General features: G+C 38.0%; 13 protein-coding genes. 2 read left to right on the forward strand and 11 right to left on the reverse strand.

Annotation, left to right across the window (positions count from 1 at the left end; all coding sequences use genetic code 11):
• Positions 1–220: 220 nt before the first annotated feature.
• The 3 genes from AC0VX1_RS18145 to AC0VX1_RS18155 are packed head-to-tail and all read right to left on the reverse strand — an operon-like array spanning position 221 to position 4,925.
• The gene (locus AC0VX1_RS18145; protein ID WP_475468248.1) at positions 221–2,149 is read right to left on the reverse strand and encodes a PTS fructose transporter subunit IIABC; all 1,929 of its coding nucleotides are present in this window, start codon (positions 2,147–2,149) and stop codon (positions 221–223) included.
• A 14-nt stretch (positions 2,150–2,163) separates the two neighbouring features.
• Positions 2,164–3,042 (reverse strand): ketose-bisphosphate aldolase, encoded by an 879-nt coding sequence (locus tag AC0VX1_RS18150; protein WP_413001171.1) that lies wholly within the window; start codon positions 3,040–3,042, stop codon positions 2,164–2,166.
• A 17-nt stretch (positions 3,043–3,059) separates the two neighbouring features.
• The gene (locus AC0VX1_RS18155; RefSeq protein ID WP_475468250.1) at positions 3,060–4,925 is read right to left on the reverse strand and encodes a BglG family transcription antiterminator; all 1,866 of its coding nucleotides are present in this window, start codon (positions 4,923–4,925) and stop codon (positions 3,060–3,062) included.
• 576 nt (positions 4,926–5,501) lie between these two features.
• Here AC0VX1_RS18155 and AC0VX1_RS18160 point away from each other — a divergent pair.
• The gene (locus tag AC0VX1_RS18160; RefSeq protein WP_475468252.1) at positions 5,502–6,704 is read left to right on the forward strand and encodes a right-handed parallel beta-helix repeat-containing protein; all 1,203 of its coding nucleotides are present in this window, start codon (positions 5,502–5,504) and stop codon (positions 6,702–6,704) included.
• A 94-nt stretch (positions 6,705–6,798) separates the two neighbouring features.
• Here AC0VX1_RS18160 and AC0VX1_RS18165 read toward each other — a convergent pair whose 3' ends face one another.
• From AC0VX1_RS18165 to galU, 3 genes are all read right to left on the reverse strand, one after another.
• The gene (locus AC0VX1_RS18165; protein ID WP_475468253.1) at positions 6,799–9,765 is read right to left on the reverse strand and encodes a CDP-glycerol glycerophosphotransferase family protein; all 2,967 of its coding nucleotides are present in this window, start codon (positions 9,763–9,765) and stop codon (positions 6,799–6,801) included.
• Positions 9,766–9,914: 149 nt separating this feature from the next.
• Positions 9,915–10,511, reverse strand: coding sequence for a serine O-acetyltransferase (locus tag AC0VX1_RS18170; protein WP_034308732.1), 597 nt, complete (start codon positions 10,509–10,511; stop codon positions 9,915–9,917).
• Between the two features lie 143 nt (positions 10,512–10,654).
• Positions 10,655–11,539 carry a UTP--glucose-1-phosphate uridylyltransferase GalU gene (galU, locus tag AC0VX1_RS18175; RefSeq protein ID WP_106026978.1) on the reverse strand — a complete coding sequence of 295 codons (885 nt, stop codon included), beginning with the start codon at positions 11,537–11,539 and terminating at the stop codon, positions 10,655–10,657.
• Between the two features lie 830 nt (positions 11,540–12,369).
• Here galU and AC0VX1_RS18180 point away from each other — a divergent pair.
• Positions 12,370–12,750 (forward strand): helix-turn-helix domain-containing protein, encoded by a 381-nt coding sequence (locus AC0VX1_RS18180; protein WP_475471824.1) that lies wholly within the window; start codon positions 12,370–12,372, stop codon positions 12,748–12,750.
• A gap of 284 nt (positions 12,751–13,034) precedes the next feature.
• Here the strand turns inward: AC0VX1_RS18180 and AC0VX1_RS18185 are convergent, their stop codons facing one another.
• The 5 genes from AC0VX1_RS18185 to AC0VX1_RS18205 form a co-directional block, all read right to left on the reverse strand.
• The gene (locus AC0VX1_RS18185) at positions 13,035–14,918 is read right to left on the reverse strand and encodes a S8 family serine peptidase (protein ID WP_475468255.1); all 1,884 of its coding nucleotides are present in this window, start codon (positions 14,916–14,918) and stop codon (positions 13,035–13,037) included.
• A 1,236-nt stretch (positions 14,919–16,154) separates the two neighbouring features.
• A complete protein-coding gene (locus tag AC0VX1_RS18190) occupies positions 16,155–16,862 on the reverse strand; it encodes an ABC transporter ATP-binding protein (RefSeq protein ID WP_413024446.1) in 708 nt (235 codons plus the stop codon).
• Complete coding sequence (locus AC0VX1_RS18195; protein WP_034308746.1) at positions 16,862–17,644, reverse strand: ABC transporter ATP-binding protein; 783 nt, start codon at positions 17,642–17,644, stop codon at positions 16,862–16,864. Before AC0VX1_RS18195 ends, AC0VX1_RS18190 begins: the two co-directional genes overlap by 1 nt.
• Complete coding sequence (locus AC0VX1_RS18200) at positions 17,616–18,581, reverse strand: branched-chain amino acid ABC transporter permease (protein ID WP_072273307.1); 966 nt, start codon at positions 18,579–18,581, stop codon at positions 17,616–17,618. The genes AC0VX1_RS18195 and AC0VX1_RS18200 overlap by 29 nt, the downstream gene beginning before the upstream one ends.
• Before the next feature lie 13 nt (positions 18,582–18,594).
• A complete protein-coding gene (locus AC0VX1_RS18205) occupies positions 18,595–19,473 on the reverse strand; it encodes a branched-chain amino acid ABC transporter permease (RefSeq protein ID WP_034308751.1) in 879 nt (292 codons plus the stop codon).
• Between the last annotated feature and the right edge of the window lie 31 nt (positions 19,474–19,504).

Consider the following 19,504-nt stretch of genomic DNA (forward strand, 5'->3'; position numbering starts at 1 on the left):
AATAGCGGAAGGGTGTATGGGAAGCCTTGGTCTGAATGCAGGATTGCACTCGGGTAGAACTCTTGATTCAGAGCCTGCCTTAGCTTATTTAATTACATAAACGATATTCATATCTAATGAAAGAATCCCTTGGAAATTTTCAAGGGATTCTTTCATTAGTTTTGTGCATAGACTCTTCCGTAGCTTTGTACAGTACCAATGTCATTTTCACTCGTATAAATTACACTGCTTTAATTTCAATTGCTACTGTTTTATTTCCTGACTCCTCACTAGTATTATCTTGTGTTCTGTACACAGGTTTTTTTAATACTCCAATTATACAAGCTGTAATAATTGAACCGATTAAAATACATACAATGTATAACAATGGACTGCTTGCAGCAATAGGAATTACAAAGATTCCACCATGAGGAGCCTGTAATGAAATTCCTAATGCCATACAAATCCCTCCACCAATTGCTGAACCAACAATATTTGCTGGAATTATTCTTAATGGATCACTTGCAGCAAACGGAATGGCTGCCTCAGTAATAAAAGATGCCCCCATAATATAAGCAGCTTTTCCTGCGTTGCGGTCTTCAAGTGAGAATTTATTTTTAAATAGTGTTGTTGCTAATGCAATCCCTAATGGAGGAACCATCCCTCCAACCATTAGTGCAGCAGATGGTTCGTATATTTGATTTGCAAACATCGCTAAGCCAAATGCCGATGCTGTTTTGTTGATAGGGCCGCCCATATCAGATGCCATCATTCCTGCCAAAAGCGCTCCTAATAAAATTGCATTCGAACCAGTTAAACCATTTAACCAACCTTGTAACGACTCATTAATCCACGCCATCGGACTATTTATTACAAAGTGCATAATAAAGGCTGTTACAAACGTAGCCAACAAAGGAAGTATAAGCACTGGGGAAAGACTTTGTAATGAATCTGGAATGCCTTTTAATAATTTTTTCAACCCTAAGATTGTATAACCAGCAATAAAACCGGCAATCATACCACCTAAAAATCCTGAACCACCAAGGGTTGCCATCATACCACCAATCATACCTGGTGCTAAACCTGGACGATCTGCAATACTATACGCAATATATCCTGCTAGTACAGGAACCATTAGTGCGAATGCTGCGCTCCCACCTGCTGTACCTAGAAAAGCGGCGAATGCATTATATTCTGAACTATTCGGGTCAGAAGCATGAATGCCAAACATAAAGGAGATTGCGATTAATATACCGCCAGCAACAACAAATGGAATCATAAAAGATACCCCATTCATTATATGGCTGTATATTTTAGGTTGTTTTAATCGTGTTTTTTCTTTTGCTTCCTTTAACTTGTTGTTCCCCTGATTTAAAACCGTACCTTTTCCAGAAACAGCATCTTCAATTAAATCCTTAGCATGATGTATCCCATTTTTAACAGACGTTTTAATGACCTTACGATCACCGAAGACATCCATGTCCACTTTAACATCTGCAGCAACAATTATGCCATCTGCTTCATCAATATCTTCTTGAGTTAATCTGTTCTGTATTCCCGTCGATCCATTGGTTTGAACTTTTATTTGAACGCCAAGCTCCTCAGCGGCATTTTTTAATGCTTCTGCAGCCATAAATGTATGTGCTATACCAGTAGGGCATCCAGTTACTCCGACCAATTTCTTACCAAAATACTTCTTATCATTCGCATCTACTTGTACCATTTTTTCTTCAGCATTTGCAAATAGCTGGACAACTTCATGACTATCTTTGGCAAGAATGAGCTTAGCTCTAAAGGTTTCATCCATTAGAAAAGTGGAGATTTTAGATAAAGTCTTTAAGTGCTCAGTTGAAGAATCCTTGCCGGCTGCTATCATGAAAAATAAATTGCATTTTTCAGAACTATACTTAATTCCACTTAAAGATCTTCCCATAATAATAGCGGGCGATTTAACTCCAGCAGATTTTGCATGTGGAATAGCAATACCAAACCCTACTTCTGTTGGAACCTGATCTTCTCGTGCCCAAATATCCTGTTTAAATTGTTCAAGATCATGTAAGTGGCCGTTTGTATTTAATTTTTCTGCAAGCTCATTAATTAAGTCCTCTTTCGTTTCAGCAACTAAATCTAATATTATGTTTTCTGGCCTTAAGACACTAGAAGTCATCATATTTATCCCTCCTCTTAAATTTCTCCTAATTTATAGAGTGATGCTTTTCCAGTTGAACCAAATAGATCCATTTTCTTCTTTACTAATTCAATAGCGGCCTTCGTTGCTTCAGGCATTAATATATCTGGTTCGTAAGCATTTGGATTTTCATCAAGCGTAGCTCTTAATTGGTTATAAAACGCTCTCTTCATATCTGTAGATAAATTAATTTTGGCAATACCATGTTTCACAGCTTGTCTTATTTCTTCATCTGGGTTGTCTGATCCACCGTGGAGAACTAAAGGAATGTTTACTTTTTCATGAATCTTCCTTAATCGATCAATTTTAATAGAGTGATCTTTCGTTTCTGGGTATAAGCCATGTGAAGTTCCAACAGCAACAGCAAGCGTATCAATTCCTGTTGTTTCAACAAAAATGGCTGCTTCATCAGGATTCGTATATAAAATCTCATCTGCTCCGCCTTCTGAACTTCCCTCATTACTTCCAATAGTACCTAGTTCACCCTCTACAGACACACCTACCATATGAGCAAGTTCTACTGCTTTTTTTGTTAATGCCATATTTTCTTCAAATGGTAAATGTGACGCATCCATCATCACAGACGTATAGCCATTTCTAATAGATCGAGTAATATCTTCGATTGTTGCCCCGTGGTCTAAATGAATAACAAAAGGAACTTTAGACTTTGACGCAGCCTCTCGTACATAGGCCACAAATTCATCAGTCACTAAATTTATTTCATTCGGGTGAATTTGAAGTATGGCAGGAGATTTTTGCTCCTCTGCAGCACTTACTACAACTTTGACAAATTCGCTATTTGCTACATTAAATGACCCGACTGCAAATTTATTCTCATAAGCTACTAAAAGTAAATCTTTCATATTCATTAACATTTTTATTCCTCCTAATATTATTTGGAAGACCAAACTTCCAAAAACTCATCATAATTGGTTACATTCAATAATTTTTCTGTCATGTTTGTTTGCTTAAACACATCATGAATCTCTTCAAAAAACTTTGTATTATTTACCTTTTGATTTTTTGGAGGGATAAATAGAAAGATAATTTGAGCCATTTTGTCTCCCCACAAAATTCTTTGTTTATTTATTGCTACTAACACTCTTAATTTATTGTTATTTCCACAATCAAATGGATGCGGCATGGCCACTAAATTACCAATATTAGTACTCGACATCTTTTCTCTTTCATTAATGCTTGTATACAGATGTTGAATATCTCCAAACTGCGTAAGAGTTTTTAATAAATCTATTTGATTCTCTTCATCTAAGAAATAAAGATCATTCGAAGATAAATAGTACTTTAGTAAGCCACGATTCAATTGGATAGAAATAGTCTTCATATCTTCATTTGTAATCATTTCACTAACACGAATACAATTTTTCACATTTAGGTGTTGCTCCTCAAGGATTACACTAGTAGTTATTATAGTTTCTATCTCTTCAGGAATTAAATGGATTTCATGATTTGCAAATAAACCATCAATTTTAATATTTGGGAAGTATAAATTTATTTTTCTTTCTATTAGCTTACCTACTAACGGATTTTTCCCATAAATAATTGCAATTCTTTTCCTTGTTTCTTGGGAATTTTCAAGAATATTCATAACATGCAGTGTCAAGTAACCGATTTCATTTTCTGGTATCTTTATATTTAAGCAAAATTGTAATTCTTTCGCTAAAACCACTGCAATATTATAAGCATTCATATATTCTGACTTTATTTGAGAAATAAATGGATTCTCTAAAGGAAAGTAATATTTTAATGGATATAATGACTTTGTAATATGTACCAATAGGCGATTAAATAACTTTTCATTCTTTCGACTTGAAAAACCATATCGATCCCCAACATTTTTTATAACCGCTTTTACTTTTTCCTCTATTTCATCTGAGTGTTCATGCACAGTTACTTCATTTTTCTTTGGTAATATTTGCAAAGTAATTAACAGGTAGCATAAATACTGATATTCATATTCGTCAAACGGTACATTCATTTCCTTAGCTAATCGACTAAGGATTAACTTTGCTATTTCTAATTCTTCAAAGCAAGTATTATCTAACCTCATGTCTTTTTCAGCAATTTTTTGATGAAGGCCTACTCGTTTTAAACTAATCATTATGTTCACACATATTGAGAATAGTTCTTCAGAGCTTAGTAACAAATTGTACTTAGTGACTTCTTCTTCAATACAAGAATATACTAATTGAATGGAGGCCTGACTAAACCAATCACCAAAATAGTATTGCAGCGCTTCATCAAGAGACATTCGCTTTAAACAATTTGTTGTTACTAACTTTTTTAGTAATAGACGTTTTTCTACTTCACTTCCCTTAAGCCTTACCCCTTGAAAGATAATTGCTTCAACCTCAATGTTCCATTGTTCGGCTTGGATTATTTGAAATAATCTTTGTACGTCTTTCCTAATTGTTTGAGTAGAAAAATAAAGTTTTTTTGCCAGTTCATCATAAGTTATAAAACCAGTTTCAGATAAAAGTGTTTTTATAATATGAAAAGCTCGTTCTTCGTAATCATCTTCATTTTGCTGAATACTTGATAAATCCCCAACTAATTTATACCCTTTTTGAGTACTACCAGTAATTATTACTTTATCTAAAAAAGTTTCATTTATTTCCTTAATGTCATTTCTGATTGTTCTTGTCGTTACATTAAATAGATTAGCAAGTTCGCTTCCACTTACAAAGTCATCGTTAGATTGTTCTAAATATTCCAATAACTTAATGTAACGTTTTTTCATTGGTATTTCCTCCTCACACTTATATTAATGTAAGCGTTTCACTTTTACCAAGCCTATACATTTTCCTAATAGTTAGGAAGTGTTTAATACTAGGATGATGTTATAATAGACCAACGAAGGAAAAATGGTCGAAGAACTCTATCCAATTTGGAAATAAAACGATATCGCATACACTCACGAGAAGCCAACGTCTCAAACCATTTTATATTTCTGTAGATTAGCAGGGCGTGTCTGTCATATCTCCTTCTAATATAGATGTAGTAAAACACCTATTGGATTCCAATGATATTCAATTTACTATATCCTGATCGTTTTCTGCCATGGCAACTCAATACACGCAAAGAGAATTCTTCTCTAATGAGGAAAAATGAATTCACGTGGTTTACATATAGAAAGAGATGAATTACGCCTAGCTTCAGCGTCATAAGAAGATTTTCATAAGGAACATAAGGTTGGTGTAAGCAAATTGCTCAATAAATTTTATTCCATTAGTGCAAGTCAATAAACCATACCTCTCCAAGACTGTATGATGCAAGGAATTACCGGTGCAAACCCAAAGAATGAAGGTTGAAAAAATTGAAGAAAATATCAGTCATCTTAGTTATTATTGTAGGCTCCGTAATGCTGTTCAAATTATGGAATCCTTTTTCACCTCCCACCCCGGATCGGTCTTCTGAAAAGACAGTAGAGCAATCTACAATCCGGAAACCTTTTACGGAAGAGATATTGCAGCTTTTGCAAAAAGACTACAAAACAATCCCAGTATCAATCCCACACGGAAGTGATGCAAGTAAACAGATTCAAAAAGCATTGAACACTGCAAGAGATTCGGATACGCCTATTAAAGTACTTTTACCTAAAGGAAAATACACACTGAAAAAATCATTACACATTTATAGTAATACATGGCTTAAAATTCCAACTAAAACAATTCTGCAAAAAGCTGACTCAAATAATGACATTATGTTGTTGAATGGAGATTTTAAAGCTACCTACCATGGTTATAATGGAAATTCCAACATTATTATAGATGGCGGGATTTGGGACGCTGGGGGAGCGGATATAAAACTACGAACTCCTTCTGTGTTTGGTTTTGCCCATGGTCATAATATCCTTATCCGGGATACCGTGTTAAAGAACATAGTAGGTGGCCATGCGATAGATTTAGCAGGTAATAAAAATGTTCTCATACGAAATAGTAAGTTTTTAGGATCTCGTTCGAGTAATGATGATTACACAGAAGCCATTCAGATTGATGGGATGATATCTGATAAAGCATTTCGACGATTTGGGAGTGTAGACTTTACTGTAACTAAAAACGTTAGGATAGAACATAACTATTTTGGGAATTCGCACGTAAGAAATATGAATCCGTGGGGGGTTGGCGTAGGCAGCCATTCAGCGTCCCATAATAGACCATACACGAACATTCAAATTATAGACAATACCTTTGAAAAAATGACATATGCAGCTATACGGGGACATAATTGGAAAGACATTCTTATAAAAGAAAATCAATTCATAGAATGTGCACAAGGAATTCAGATTGATAGTCTAGGTAACTATTACTATTCGAAGAATGGAAAGGATAAAAGCTCAAAAGGGGCATTAGTGATTGCTAATTTTGAAATACACAATAATGAATTCGTGGATACATTAGGTTCCCCAATAGTTCTATATGGGAAAACTATAGAATTCAGAAAGAACGTGAAGGCTTCTTCAAATTCCTTTATTAATTCACCCTCAAAATCATTAGAAACAAATACTGCAGCTGATTAGCCGGTACCTAATCCATAGATAAAAACCCCTAGTTCAAATCCTAGGGGCTTTTATTTTCACCGTTAAAATTTTAAACTAACGGCATTTCAAGTTTTCACCTTAATATATTTAACATGCTCATGCCAATCCGGCCAACAATTGGATTTTGCTTGTACTTTCTCCAAACATATTTAAGAAGGTAACTTCTTTTCAAGACTTTTAGAATTCCATCCGATTTAACAAGTGATTTTTCACGTTCACTGATATACTTATAAATCCTTGAGCTGTTATCGTGATCAACATGTTTAAAATAATTGTTTCTAATTGAACTGAATTCTTCTTTTTCTTTAAACCCATTGTTTATATAAACTCTTAATTTATCAACTAACTCTGAAGAGTTGTAAGCAACCTCTCCAAAAACGTCATTTCTTAAATCCATGTAGCTACCCTGGTTCTCTATATACTTATCCAAATCAAAATGAAAGAAGAGAACGGGTTTCTTTTGATAATATGTCTCCCAAGCTACGCTAGAGTAATCTGTAATCAATAAACTTGAGCGCATAATTAAATCATTAATTTTTGCCTCGCCAAATTGTATAACATTAATATGCTCATGAGAACTAGTGAAATTTGCAACGTACGGCATAAATTTTGGATGGACATAGAAGTTTAATGTGATATCATTTTCCTTTAATAATTGGGAGAGCTTTTCTGATTGTATTAAACTGTTATATTCATGATAATAATCTGATAAAACAAATTTATCATCCTCTACCTCTTCAAGCCAATTTCTCCATGTAGGCATTAAGAAAATCTCTTTTTTTGTATTTTGAAGCGATTTATCCTCTAATGCATCCCATCTTGACAGGCCTGTAACAATGACGTTTTCTTCAGTGTATCCAAAATAGCTTTTTACGATTTCTTTTTCAAAATCAGAGGATACTACAAATAGGTCTGCACCGTTGGATGAATTTGCTTTAAATGTATTATCGACTCTTTTCAAACCTAGTACTCCATGTTGTAAAAACACATATTTCTTCTCATTTAAAAATTCACGGATAGCTCCTTGGGAAACCCTCCATGCATACCCGTGACCTTTTGTCTCCGAAGATACAATTAGCTTTGATCCAAGTAATAGTAGGAGGTGTTTGACACTCATAAAATGAACGATGCGCTTTTTATAGGGGGCTAAATTTTTTTCATCGGCTGATCCCTTTTTAATCACATAGTATATCTTTTTATTATAATGATTTTCATAACAATATTTGAAGAAATAGAAACTATTATCTTGAGCCGTTTCGGAATATTTTTCATGAATAAGCCAAATTGGCTTCCATGCGAAGTACCAACCCAATAAAATGTATAGGAAATAAGCCGTATACTCGTTAATCTTATGCTTGAAAGACTCAAATTCACCTATTTGTCGATAGGTTAAACTCAGACAATCATTCATAGTAATGTAGGGATAAATCATATATTCATCCGGGGTATTTATCGTATATCGAAACATACCATGTTTCAATTTTTTACTAATTAAATAATTATCATTGTTAAGACGCACATGGCGTTTATCACCATTACCTAGAGTAATTGTAATGAAAAAATCCCAATAAAATTGCTCTAATTCTAACTGACTAATATTTAATTCTGCTTTGACCTTTCTACTATTCTTGTCCTGTGACACCTCTTCAGCACAAGGGACCTCAATTACCTGGCTCTTATCCTGTCGTAACCTTAGTGTTACATGGTCTACTACAAAATCATTTGTTTCTTTTACATGAATAGAGGCAGTAAGTTGTAGTAATCCTTCCTTATTCATAGATACTTCATGAAGTTTTGTTTTTGCAGGATACTTTGAATTCATATACTGTTCTTCAGTACAAAAATATAATGAGAACTCGTTATCTTTTGTCAGATATGGTGATATACCTACGGCTTCATTTAGCATTAAATACCCTGCACGCTTATCTTTCTCTGACAAAGGCATAACGTTGTAGTTTCCTATCCGTCTGTTCACTTTCACGTGATCATGGGAGAGTTCCATATACAAATCCCAACGGCTTATAACAGCAATCTTTTCTTTCAACTGTGAAGCCGGAATGATGATTTGTTCTTTCCCCCCAGATACGGTCCTTTTTACATCAAGTGTTATTATTTCAGGCTCTTGTCTTTTCTTTAGATAAAATTCAACCTTATTTGCATGCTTCAATTCTTTTGACGATATATCAAATGTTATATATCCATCCTCAACCCTTAAATTTTCTGCATCCACTTGCCCTTTAAAATGTTGAATAATCGTGGACATTTGTTTTCCTTGTTTTCTTACAAGAAACTTCATTTCATCATCTTGGTATTTCACTTGAACATTTATACCATAGCGTTCTAGTATATGGCCTTTGGTAATTTGTAAATATAAGTTCCATTTTCCTTTTAGTGAAACCGAATGAAGGTCTTTTTTACTGACTATAAGAGTTTTTCCATCAGTATCTATATTCATGGGAAGAACAAAAACACTGTCCCCACTTTTCATAACAAGTCTCGTATCTTTTATGTTATTATTTAAAGTCTCAGAAAAGTTGAGGAATACTTTTGTATCTGTTTCTTTTACACTCAATACTTGTTTAGAAAGACGTATAACATTATAACTAATGTCTTCCAGTTGCAGCATATTAGCGCTGTGTATAGATAAACCATTTTTTTCTGTTAGATAAGGAATAAAAGCCTGTGTTCCATTATTAATAATGGGCTTTAAATAGCGTATCAATTCAGATGCTGCACGTGCAGCATATAGGCCTATTCTCTTCTTACGAACATCTTTATTGCTTTCAACTTCAATAAAGAAGTCCCAACGTCCCTTGTCTAACCCTTCAAGTTCCTTTAAAGGAATTATAATTATGTGCTCCTTTAATAACGCTTTACGCTTGTAAGATACAATTCTTTTCTTATTACTATACCGACTTTGAATTTGAAGTTGAAATGTATCCATATTATCTAAAATTTCTTTAGCAAAAGTAATTTGTAGATTTACCCCATCCCAGGTGACATGATTAAATGCCAGTTCATTTTCTTTTCTCTCACGCATTTTGATACTCCTACTCCTCCTTATTTTCCCCATAGCCATACACTTATTATCTTTTGTATGATTAGCTCTAATTGTAAAGGGAAGCACTGATGTTGATTGAATTTTCTGATTTGATTAACATTGGCTCATATGAAGAGATAGCAAAAATTTTATTTTTTATTCATGTATTTCTTTTTCACTTTGTCATATGCTTTTAAAACTTGAGTTTCTGTATTTCTAGAAATTATTTTAGCTGGAATACCTACAACGGTGACATTATCAGGTACGTCTTTGGTTACTACTGAATTAGCACCAATTGCAACATTGTTGCCGATTTTGATACCCCCAAATATCTTGGCGCCAGGTCCTATGTACACATTATTTCCGATTTTAGGAACCTGACCTTTATGAGCTCCAATGTTAACTCCAGAATGAATTTCACAATTCTTACCGATTCGAGCCTTCTTATTAACAATTACAGAACCACTGTGAGGTATCTTTAACCCTGGACCGAAGGACACTGGATGTATTGATATTCCTAGCATAGATCCTACCTTTTTAAGTTTTCTCAATGACCTGTTATATCTCCACATGGAAAATGAACTGTTTAATTTCTTAGTCTTTAAATACTCTGATTTCCTAAGCAGACGTTGGAAATAAAGTTCTGGATGCATTACTTTATAGCTGTACTTCCACTTTTTCAACTTTCTTGCTACTAAATCAGATTCTAGATAAATGTTATAATCGTCACGATTCTTAATTGCCAAAATGCTCTCTCCTTGATGAAAGGTTACTGTTTCACTTTACTCTTTACGATTTTTCTCTAATTCCCACACGAAGAAAAAGCCAGTAGTAACTAGCCTGATACCTCTAGAAAGTCTCCGTGCGGGACAGAGAAATATAAATTAAATTAGTTAACCTGTAACAGCTCTTCTTTTTCTAAAATGCCTTTTAAATATCCAAGAAGATCTTTCTTTAACTCTTCATTTTGCAATGCAAATTCTATAGTAGTTTGAATAAATCCTAATTTCTCTCCGACATCATATCTTGTACCTTCGAAATCGTAAGCGAAAACACTTTGAATTTGGTTTAATTGTTGTATTGCATCGGTTAACTGGATTTCTCCACCAGCTCCAACCTCTTGTTGTTCTAATAACATGAAGATTTCAGGTGTTAATATATATCGTCCCATGATTGCTAAGTTAGATGGTGCTGTACCTGGAGAAGGCTTTTCTACAAAGTTAAGAACTTGGTAACAATTACCTTCTTTCATTAGAGGGTCAACAATTCCATAACGATGTGTCTGATTTTCAGGTACTGTTTGTACACCAATTACAGATGAAGAAGTTCTTTCATACTCATTTATGAGTTGTTCCAAACAAGGTGTTTCAGCCTGGACAATGTCATCTCCTAGTAGGACTGCAAATGGTTCATTTCCAATAAATTTACGAGCACACCATACTGCATGACCAAGACCACGTGGTTCTTTTTGTCTTATATAATGAATATTTACCTTGGAAGACGCTTGTACCTTTTCAAGCAAGTCATTTTTCCCTTTTTCTAAAAGATTCTGTTCCAATTCGACAGCGTAATCAAAATGATCTTCAATAGACCGCTTTCCTTTTCCAGTTACAATAATGATATCTTCAATTCCAGATGCTATTGCCTCTTCCACTACATATTGAATGGTAGGCTTATCTACAATTGGCAACATCTCTTTTGGAATGGCTTTGGTTGCAGGTAAAAATCTTGTTCCGAGACCTGCAGCTGGAATAATAGCTTTTTTAACTCTCATCTTTTGGTTCTCCCTCTCTTGTCTATAAGTAAAATCGTAATGTTTTTTTATCTTTTGCTTGGAAAAGAACCATATGTTGTTCAACCGTTATCTAAACTCGAATATGGTTGTATATGAATCTTGTTTTAGATTTCAAAATATCCTCAGTATTTTATACAAGAGTTTTTTCTAAAAAATGGAAAAATATCTCGAATTTGAGATAGGTAACTCAACTTTTCATTAGTTTCAGTGTTTATTTATTCGTACTTCAAGGCATCTTAAAGTAGCTCGAACAACTGCTCCAATGAACAGCAAAATCGAGTTCGTTTACTTTGTCACAAAGGTTACCCTATTGCTAGAGCCTTGGTATAGTTCTGTAGAATTCAAGTTTTCAAGGTGAGATACTTGAGTAAATAATATAATCTGCAAAATTTTTAGAGTATTTAACTATCATGATAATGCGATTTTATTACCGTTCCTTATTAAGCATCATCAGACCCTAGTACGATGTACTTATTGTTACAACTTTATAAAAAAACAAGGGTCTTTTTAAACATAAAATATATTTTAACACACTTTTTACAATTAGTAACATTGTTTTAATAATTGGCATAAATGTGATGTTAATTCCCTTGGAATATGAGTGAAAATATGATTATTATTAATTGCATGTGTGCACTTTACATTGAAGCAAGAAATAGCCCGGTTTTCTTCCAATGATTCAAGTATTTCTCCTTGATGTTATATAGGGAATATAGACCAAGCGTTTAAACCTACCACATATCAGATTAGCTCCTTATAAAATTTGTTAGTTTAACAAATGATAAGTCTAAGGAGTGATACATTTGAAAGTGGAAGGTGTATATACTTATTTATGTGAAAGTTGTTTAACACTATTTGGCGTAGTTTCTCGTTTTTCTGTTATGGAAGATAAAGTTGATACACTGACGTGTCCCAAGTGTTCGAAGAATGTAGCAGTGTGCATGGGAGAAGGGCATATAAATTACGCAAATCATGAAAGTAGGGAAGAAATAATAACGAACGAAACGGATGAGATTTCACAACTGCCGGAATTATTAACTGTAGAGCATTTGGCAGCTTATTTAAATGTTAGTGAAAGAACAGCTGATGAATACATGGGAAATCCCGATTTTCCTTTAATTCGTTTAAAAAGGTCCAAAAGGGTTTTCAGGGATGACTTTTTAGACTGGTTACAATCAAAAAAAGAATAAATGGTTTGGATTTTGTATGGCTACTATAAATTTTAAAAAGCTGAGGTGCTACGTAATGGCAGCACCTTATTTGTATTTTTCTATTAAAACGAATAGCCATTTCAATAAGATCTGATTTAATGAATTTCTGCGAAGCTGCAACGTCACCTTCATTACATTCACCGACTGCTTATCTCGTTTTGGCTATTACTTATTTTTTTGCCCAAAACGGTTTCTTTTCCCCCCTTCAATTGAAACAAGAACAGCCCCCAATCAGATGATTGGGGGCTGTTCTTGTTTTTCCATCACTTTTTAACGGTTACTTTTCTTGATTCGCTTACGTTTTTCGCTTTGTCTTTCGCATGAATATATAGGTTCTTTCCGGCTTTTTGCTTGGGGATTCTAACCGAGAATGTACCTTTGGTCGTTGCTGTTGCAGAGCCGATCACTTTTTTTGATGCTCTGATGTACACTGTGGAGTTAGCTTCTGCCTTTCCGGTTACTATTGTCGTTTTTGTCGTGACAGTGTTGACCGTCGGTTTACTTGGTGCTGTTTTGTCTGCGACGGTCACGGTTTTGATCGGGCTTGTATTGCCTGCTTTATCGGTTGCTGTAACGGTTAGGACTTTTCCGGCTTTTTGTTTTTTTGACATCGTTACGGTGAAATTCCCTGCGCTGTTGGAATTTGCTTTGCCTAGAACCGTTCTGCCGGTTTTGACGGTGACGGAAGAGCTTGCTTCCGCTTTGCCGGTTACTTTTACGGTATTGTCACCTACCGTATTTACGGACGGTCTTGCAGGAGCCGTTTTATCTGCCACTTTAAATGAAACGGGTATACTTTTATTTCCCGTTTTATCGATGAGCCTTGTAGAGATGGTCGTGCCGGCTGTTTGTTTTGCGATGGTCGCTGTAAACGTTTTTTCGCCGTTGATCTTCACTGAGGCGAGTTGTTTTTTATCGGTATAAATGGAGACGGTCCCCGTTTTGAAATCAACTGGGATTTTCCCATTGATCTTGGTGTCCTTATCGGATATCGCAGTCACGGACGGTTTGGTCAGCGTCTTCATTTCCAGTGCTTTTTTGGCATTGACCCGCCCGTTTCCATAGTATATGTCCTTCCCTTTTGTACCTAGGTCCACGGCTGAATCATAGAGGCGGTATTCAACCTCCGTTTTGTTGAGCTTAGGCTCATGGGACCAAATCAATGCAGCTACACCCGCCACCATGGGCGTCGCCATCGATGTTCCGCTCATCCAGCCGTATTTACCATTTGGCAAGGTTGAAAGGATGTCATCTCCAGGGGCCGCAATATCGACTGTTGAATGGTAGTTGGAATAACTGGGACGCTTGTCACTTGAGTTAGTGGCAGCAACGGAAATGACGTGGCTGAATGCAGCTGGGTACACACGCTGGACATTTTTCCCCATATCCCCTTCATTCCCGGCAGCGGCGACGATCAGTACGCCTTTTTTATAGGCTTCCTGGACGGCCTTGTTCAAGGACTCCGAATAACTTGTGTCGCCTAAACTCATATTGATGATGTTTGCCTTTTGCTGAACGGCATAATGTATCGCGTCAATGATATCGGCCGTATCGGCATACTCTCCATCAAAGACGTTGATCGGCATTAATTTAACGTTCGGGGCAACACCCGCTCCGCCTATGCCGTTGTTCGCAGAACCGGCAATGATGCCAGCGATATGCGTTCCATGCTCCCCTTTTGGGACGATATGCTTCCGATTGCGTATCGTATCATAGGCATTGACGATCCTCCCTTTTAAATCTTCGTGGTTGCGATCGATGCCGTCGTCAATGATCGCCACGATCAATTCCTTCGATCCCATTGATTTTGTCCACGCTGCACTCGTACCAAGCTTTTTATGGTGCCACTGGTCTATGTAGGCTGGATCATTCGGGCTTTCCATCTTCTTGAACAGATAGTTTGGTTCTGCATATTCCACATCCTTCTGTTCTTCAAGTTCCTCGATCAGGTTATCGGTTGATTCCCCTTTAGGAACCTCCACCTTTTCTATCAACTCGTTGATTGGCTCATCGCTCGTCTCTTTATACTTGACGATGATACCATCAGATTGCGGCGTCCCTTCTGCAGATGCAGAGTCTTGCTGGTAGATTGGCAGAATCATAAATAGTAATAATACCGGCAATATGGCCTGAATAAGCTTGTGCATACAATCACTCCAAAAAATATGATTAAGAATAGCTATCGATGAGGTTATATCATGAACCAATTCTACTATTATTCCTAACTAGATTGTATACCGTCCGATTCGGTTTTACTAACCTTTTCATCTAGTTAAATTAACTTATTTACACAACAAAAAAAACGCTATAAAGCGGTCTCAGATTGTCGGCAAAATGGGGTTCTATCTAATTTTAAAACAAAGGGGTTGACTGTAGACAAACTTGATAATAATTGATTACTTTAAAATTTGCACTTTGATTTCCACTCCAGGTACTCGCTTTCCGCGGGCGGTCCGTGAGCCTCCTCGACGCTTCGCGCCTGCGGGGTCTCCCCTGGACTCGCATTTCCCGCAGGAGTCTCGAACACCCGCTCCAATCAACTTCGTTTGAAAAATTCAGATAGAAGCACTTTTGTCTAATAAAGAGAGTTCCAATTGGTCTAATCCTAAACCATGATTTTAAAACAAGACCAAATTCACTTATTGTTTTTTACTGTAATCCTTATTGGATGGAAGAAATTTGCGACACTCCTGCCGAATTACTGGCTAGCCGAGACACCGCACCGCAGCCGCTAGGCGAGGAGGCTTGGCAGACAGCCGGCGGAAAGGGAGCGGATTTCTGAAATCAACTGGAACCTTTTTTTTAAAAAAAACTTGCAAGCAAACTCGTTTTTCCTCGAATATATCTCCAGTCAGTCTGGGAGTTTAGAATGGTCTAATCCTAAACCATGATTTTAAAACAAGACGATATTATTCTTCATGTTTTTTTACTGTAATCCTTAATAGATGGAAGAAATTTGCGACACTCCTGCCGAATTACTGGCTAGCCGAGACACCGCAGCCGCTAGGCGAGGAGGCTTGGCAGACAGTCGGCGGAAAGGGAGCGGATTTCTGAAATCAACTGAAATTTTTTTTAAAAAAACTTGCAAGCAAACTCGCTTTTCCTCGAATATATCTCCAGTCAGTTTGGGAGTTCCGATTGGTCTAATCCTAAACCATGATTTTAAGACAAGACTAGATTATTCTTCATGTTTTTTTACTGTAATCCTTATTAGATGGAAGAAATTTGCGACACTCCTGCCGAATTACTGGCTAGGCGAGGAGGCTTGGCAGACAGTCGGCGGAAAGGGAGCGGATTTCTGAAATCCGCTGGAACCTTTTTAAAACAAAAAAACTGCAGCCAAACTCGCTTTTCCTCGAGTTCGTCTGCAGTCTGTAACAGGTTTAATGTCCGCCTAAATAGGCATTCTTTATTTCTTCGCTTGCGGTCAGTTCCTCTGATTTGCCTGATAGGACGATTCGGCCGGTTTCGACAACATAGGCTCTGTCCGCGATGGATAGTGCTAAGTTGGCATTTTGTTCGACCAGCAGAATCGTCGTACCTGTTTTGTTGATTTCTTCGATGATATGAAAGATTTGCTTCACCAATAATGGAGCAAGTCCCATCGATGGCTCGTCCAGTAACAGAAGCCGGGGCTTGGCCATGAGTGCCCTGCCCATTGCGAGCATTTGCTGTTCCCCGCCGGAAAGGGTTCCGGATTGCTGTTTCAGGCGCTCCAGCAAACGTGGGAATAATTCATAGACTTTCTCCATGTCCTGCTTGATGCCTGCCTTATCCTTGCGCAGATAAGCACCAAGCTGAAGGTTTTCTTCAACGGACATGTTAGCAAATACCCGCCGACCTTCAGGGACATGGGAAATGCCCATTTTCACGATGGATTGTGCTGCCTTTCCTCCGATGGAATCCCCTTCGTATATGATCTTCCCTTGTTTTGGTTTTAATAGGCCGGAAATGCTCTTCAGCAACGTGCTTTTCCCGGCTCCGTTCGCCCCGATCAGAGTTACGATTTCGCCTTCGTTAATAGAAAGCGAGATTCCTTTCAAGGCTTGAATGTTTCCGTAATAGACGTTGATGTCCTCGATTTTTAACATTATGAAACCTCCTCGCCCAGATAGGCCTCGATGACTTTTGGATTGTTACGGATTTCCTCTGGCTTTCCTTGAGCGATCAGTTGCCCGTGATCGAGTACATATATGCGTTCGCAAACACCCATGACGAGCGGCATATCATGTTCTATCAATAATACGGTCAAATCGAATTTCTCACGGATGAGGGCAATCAGGTTCATGAGTTCGTGCGTTTCCTGGGGGTTCATCCCCGCTGCCGGTTCATCGAGCAAAAGCAGTTTCGGGTTGGCGGCAAGGGCACGGGCGATTTCTAAACGTCTTTGTTTACCATATGGCAGGTTCTTTGCCTTTTCATCCTTATATTGATCAAGGTTGAAAATCTTCAGGAACTCAATCGCTTTTTCATCCATTTCCTTTTCGCCTTTAAAATGGATCGGCATGCGGAAGATCGAACTTAAGATGCCATGCTTCGAAAGCGAATGATAGGCCACTTTTACATTATCGATCACGGATAGCTCACTGAATAAGCGAATGTTCTGGAATGTCCGGCTGATCCCTTTTTGCGTGATTTTATATGGAGGCAGTTTTCTTAAGTTCTCACCTTCCAAAGAAATGGTGCCCTCCGTCGGGACGTAAACTCCTGTCAGCAAGTTAAAGAAAGTGGTTTTTCCAGCGCCGTTCGGCCCGATCAAGCCAATTAGTTCTCCTGGATATAATTCGACGTTAACATCAGAAACGGCTTTAAGCCCTCCGAACTGGATGCCGACCGAATCGACTTTAAGCAGCGGTGTTTTTATTTTTTTCATGGCTGCTTCCTCCTTTACGTTTGAACATGGATGTTATTTCTTTGGTACCCATTAAACCTTGCGGGCGATAGAGCATCATCACGATAAGCACAAGACTGTAGATGATCATTCGTGTTTCCGGATAATCCTGCAGGAAAGTCGTGACTACCGTCAGTAATATCGCTGCCAATACGGCACCGGAAAGACTTCCAAGACCGCCAAGTACGACAAGGATCAAAATATCAAATGATTTCAGGAATCCAAAGTTCGAAGGCTGGATGATATAGAAGTTATGAGCGTAAAGCCCCCCAGCGATACCGGCAAAAAAAGCACCGATCGCAAAGGCGACAACTTTGTAATAGGTCGTGTTAATCCCCATCGAATCGGCAGCGGTTTCGTCCTCGCGGATCGATATGCAGGCTCTTCCGTGGGTCGAGCTAGTAAAGTTTCGGATGACGATGATCGTTACGATGACGGAAGCGAATACCCACGGCCAAGTGGTCAAATGGGAAACCTGCATGCCGCTCGCCCCGCCGACATAATCGATATTCAAAAGCACGATCCGGACGATTTCCCCAAAACCAAGGGTCGCAATCGCCAGGTAGTCACCTTTTAAGCGTAAGCTAGGAATTCCGATGATCAATCCTGCCAGCGCTGACGCCAAACCGCCGACTATCAATGCCGCATAAAATGGCATTTCCAGCTTCATCGTCATGACGGCTGAAGCATAGGCACCGACTGCCAGGAATCCGGCATGCCCGATGGAGAACTGCCCGGTTATCCCGATGATCAAGTGCAGGCTCGCTGCCAGAATGATATTGATCCCGATGAACATGAGCGTATTTTGATAAAAAGGATTTAGCGATCCGCCGCCGATTAACACTTGAACTACGGCGAAAAAGATCAATGATAGTGAAATCGAGAGCCAAAAACCTTTTGCTCGCTTAATTGTAGTCATTGCTTTGTCTCCCCTATACTTTTTCTTTTTTGTTTTTACCGAATAAGCCTTGTGGCATGAAAATCAAGATAAGAATCAGTACGACGAAGGCTACAGCATCACGCCATAATGAGTAACCGGCGGCACTGACCAAAGCTTCGATGACTCCTAGCAATAGGCCACCGACCATCGCGCCCGGTATAATCCCGATCCCTCCAAGTACGGCGGCAACGAATGCCTTCAATCCCGGAAGCACACCCATGAGCGGCTCGATCTTAATATAGTAAATACCGAAAATGACGCCCGCTGCCCCAGCCAATGCGGAACCGATTGCAAAGGTGGCAGAAATCGTGTTATCGACATTTATACCCATCAGCTTAGCTGCATCCGCATCGTAGGAAACGGCACGCATCGCTTTTCCAATTTTCGATTTATGAACGATGATTTGAAGGATGATCATCAAGACTACCGCCACTCCAAAAATCAAAATCGATTGACTATTGATGGAAACTCCAAAAATATTGAACTTGTCTGTCGGCAATACATCATTCGGATAAGCTTCCGGCTGTGCACCGCGGACGTAGATGAATCCGTATTCGATCAAAAGGGAAACACCGATGGCCGTGATAAGTGCCGCGATACGTGTTGCGTTACGCAATGGCTTGTACGCGATACGTTCGATCAATACTCCAAACAGAGCACAGACCGTCATCGAGATTAATAGGGCGGGCACGAATGACAGATCCAGGACAGTTATTGAGTAAAACCCAACGAATGAGCCGACCATGAATACATCGCCATGTGCGAAGTTTATCAATTTAACAATCCCGTAAACCATCGTATATCCGAGAGCGATAAGGGCATAAATACTTCCTAATGAAACCCCGTTAATTAACTGTTGTATCAATTCCATGTTCGACTCTCCTTGAAAATCTAATTTTATG

Source organism: Peribacillus sp. QJM3NY_7 (assembly GCF_056173225.1).

Excerpts from the sequence above, each read along its gene's own strand:
- AC0VX1_RS18155 (WP_475468250.1), bottom strand. The coding sequence starts at position 4,925 with ATGAAAAAACGTTACATTAAGTTATTGGAATATTTAGAACAATCTAAC.
- AC0VX1_RS18195 (WP_034308746.1), bottom strand. The coding sequence starts at position 17,644 with ATGAAAAAAATAAAAACACCGCTGCTTAAAGTCGATTCGGTCGGCATC.
- AC0VX1_RS18145 (WP_475468248.1), bottom strand. The coding sequence starts at position 2,149 with ATGATGACTTCTAGTGTCTTAAGGCCAGAAAACATAATATTAGATTTA.
- galU (WP_106026978.1), bottom strand. The coding sequence starts at position 11,539 with ATGAGAGTTAAAAAAGCTATTATTCCAGCTGCAGGTCTCGGAACAAGA.
- AC0VX1_RS18200 (WP_072273307.1), bottom strand. The coding sequence starts at position 18,581 with ATGACTACAATTAAGCGAGCAAAAGGTTTTTGGCTCTCGATTTCACTA.
- AC0VX1_RS18190 (WP_413024446.1), bottom strand. The coding sequence starts at position 16,862 with ATGTTAAAAATCGAGGACATCAACGTCTATTACGGAAACATTCAAGCC.
- AC0VX1_RS18205 (WP_034308751.1), bottom strand. The coding sequence starts at position 19,473 with ATGGAATTGATACAACAGTTAATTAACGGGGTTTCATTAGGAAGTATT.
- AC0VX1_RS18165 (WP_475468253.1), bottom strand. The coding sequence starts at position 9,765 with ATGCGTGAGAGAAAAGAAAATGAACTGGCATTTAATCATGTCACCTGG.
- AC0VX1_RS18185 (WP_475468255.1), bottom strand. The coding sequence starts at position 14,918 with ATGCACAAGCTTATTCAGGCCATATTGCCGGTATTATTACTATTTATG.
- AC0VX1_RS18150 (WP_413001171.1), bottom strand. The coding sequence starts at position 3,042 with ATGTTAATGAATATGAAAGATTTACTTTTAGTAGCTTATGAGAATAAA.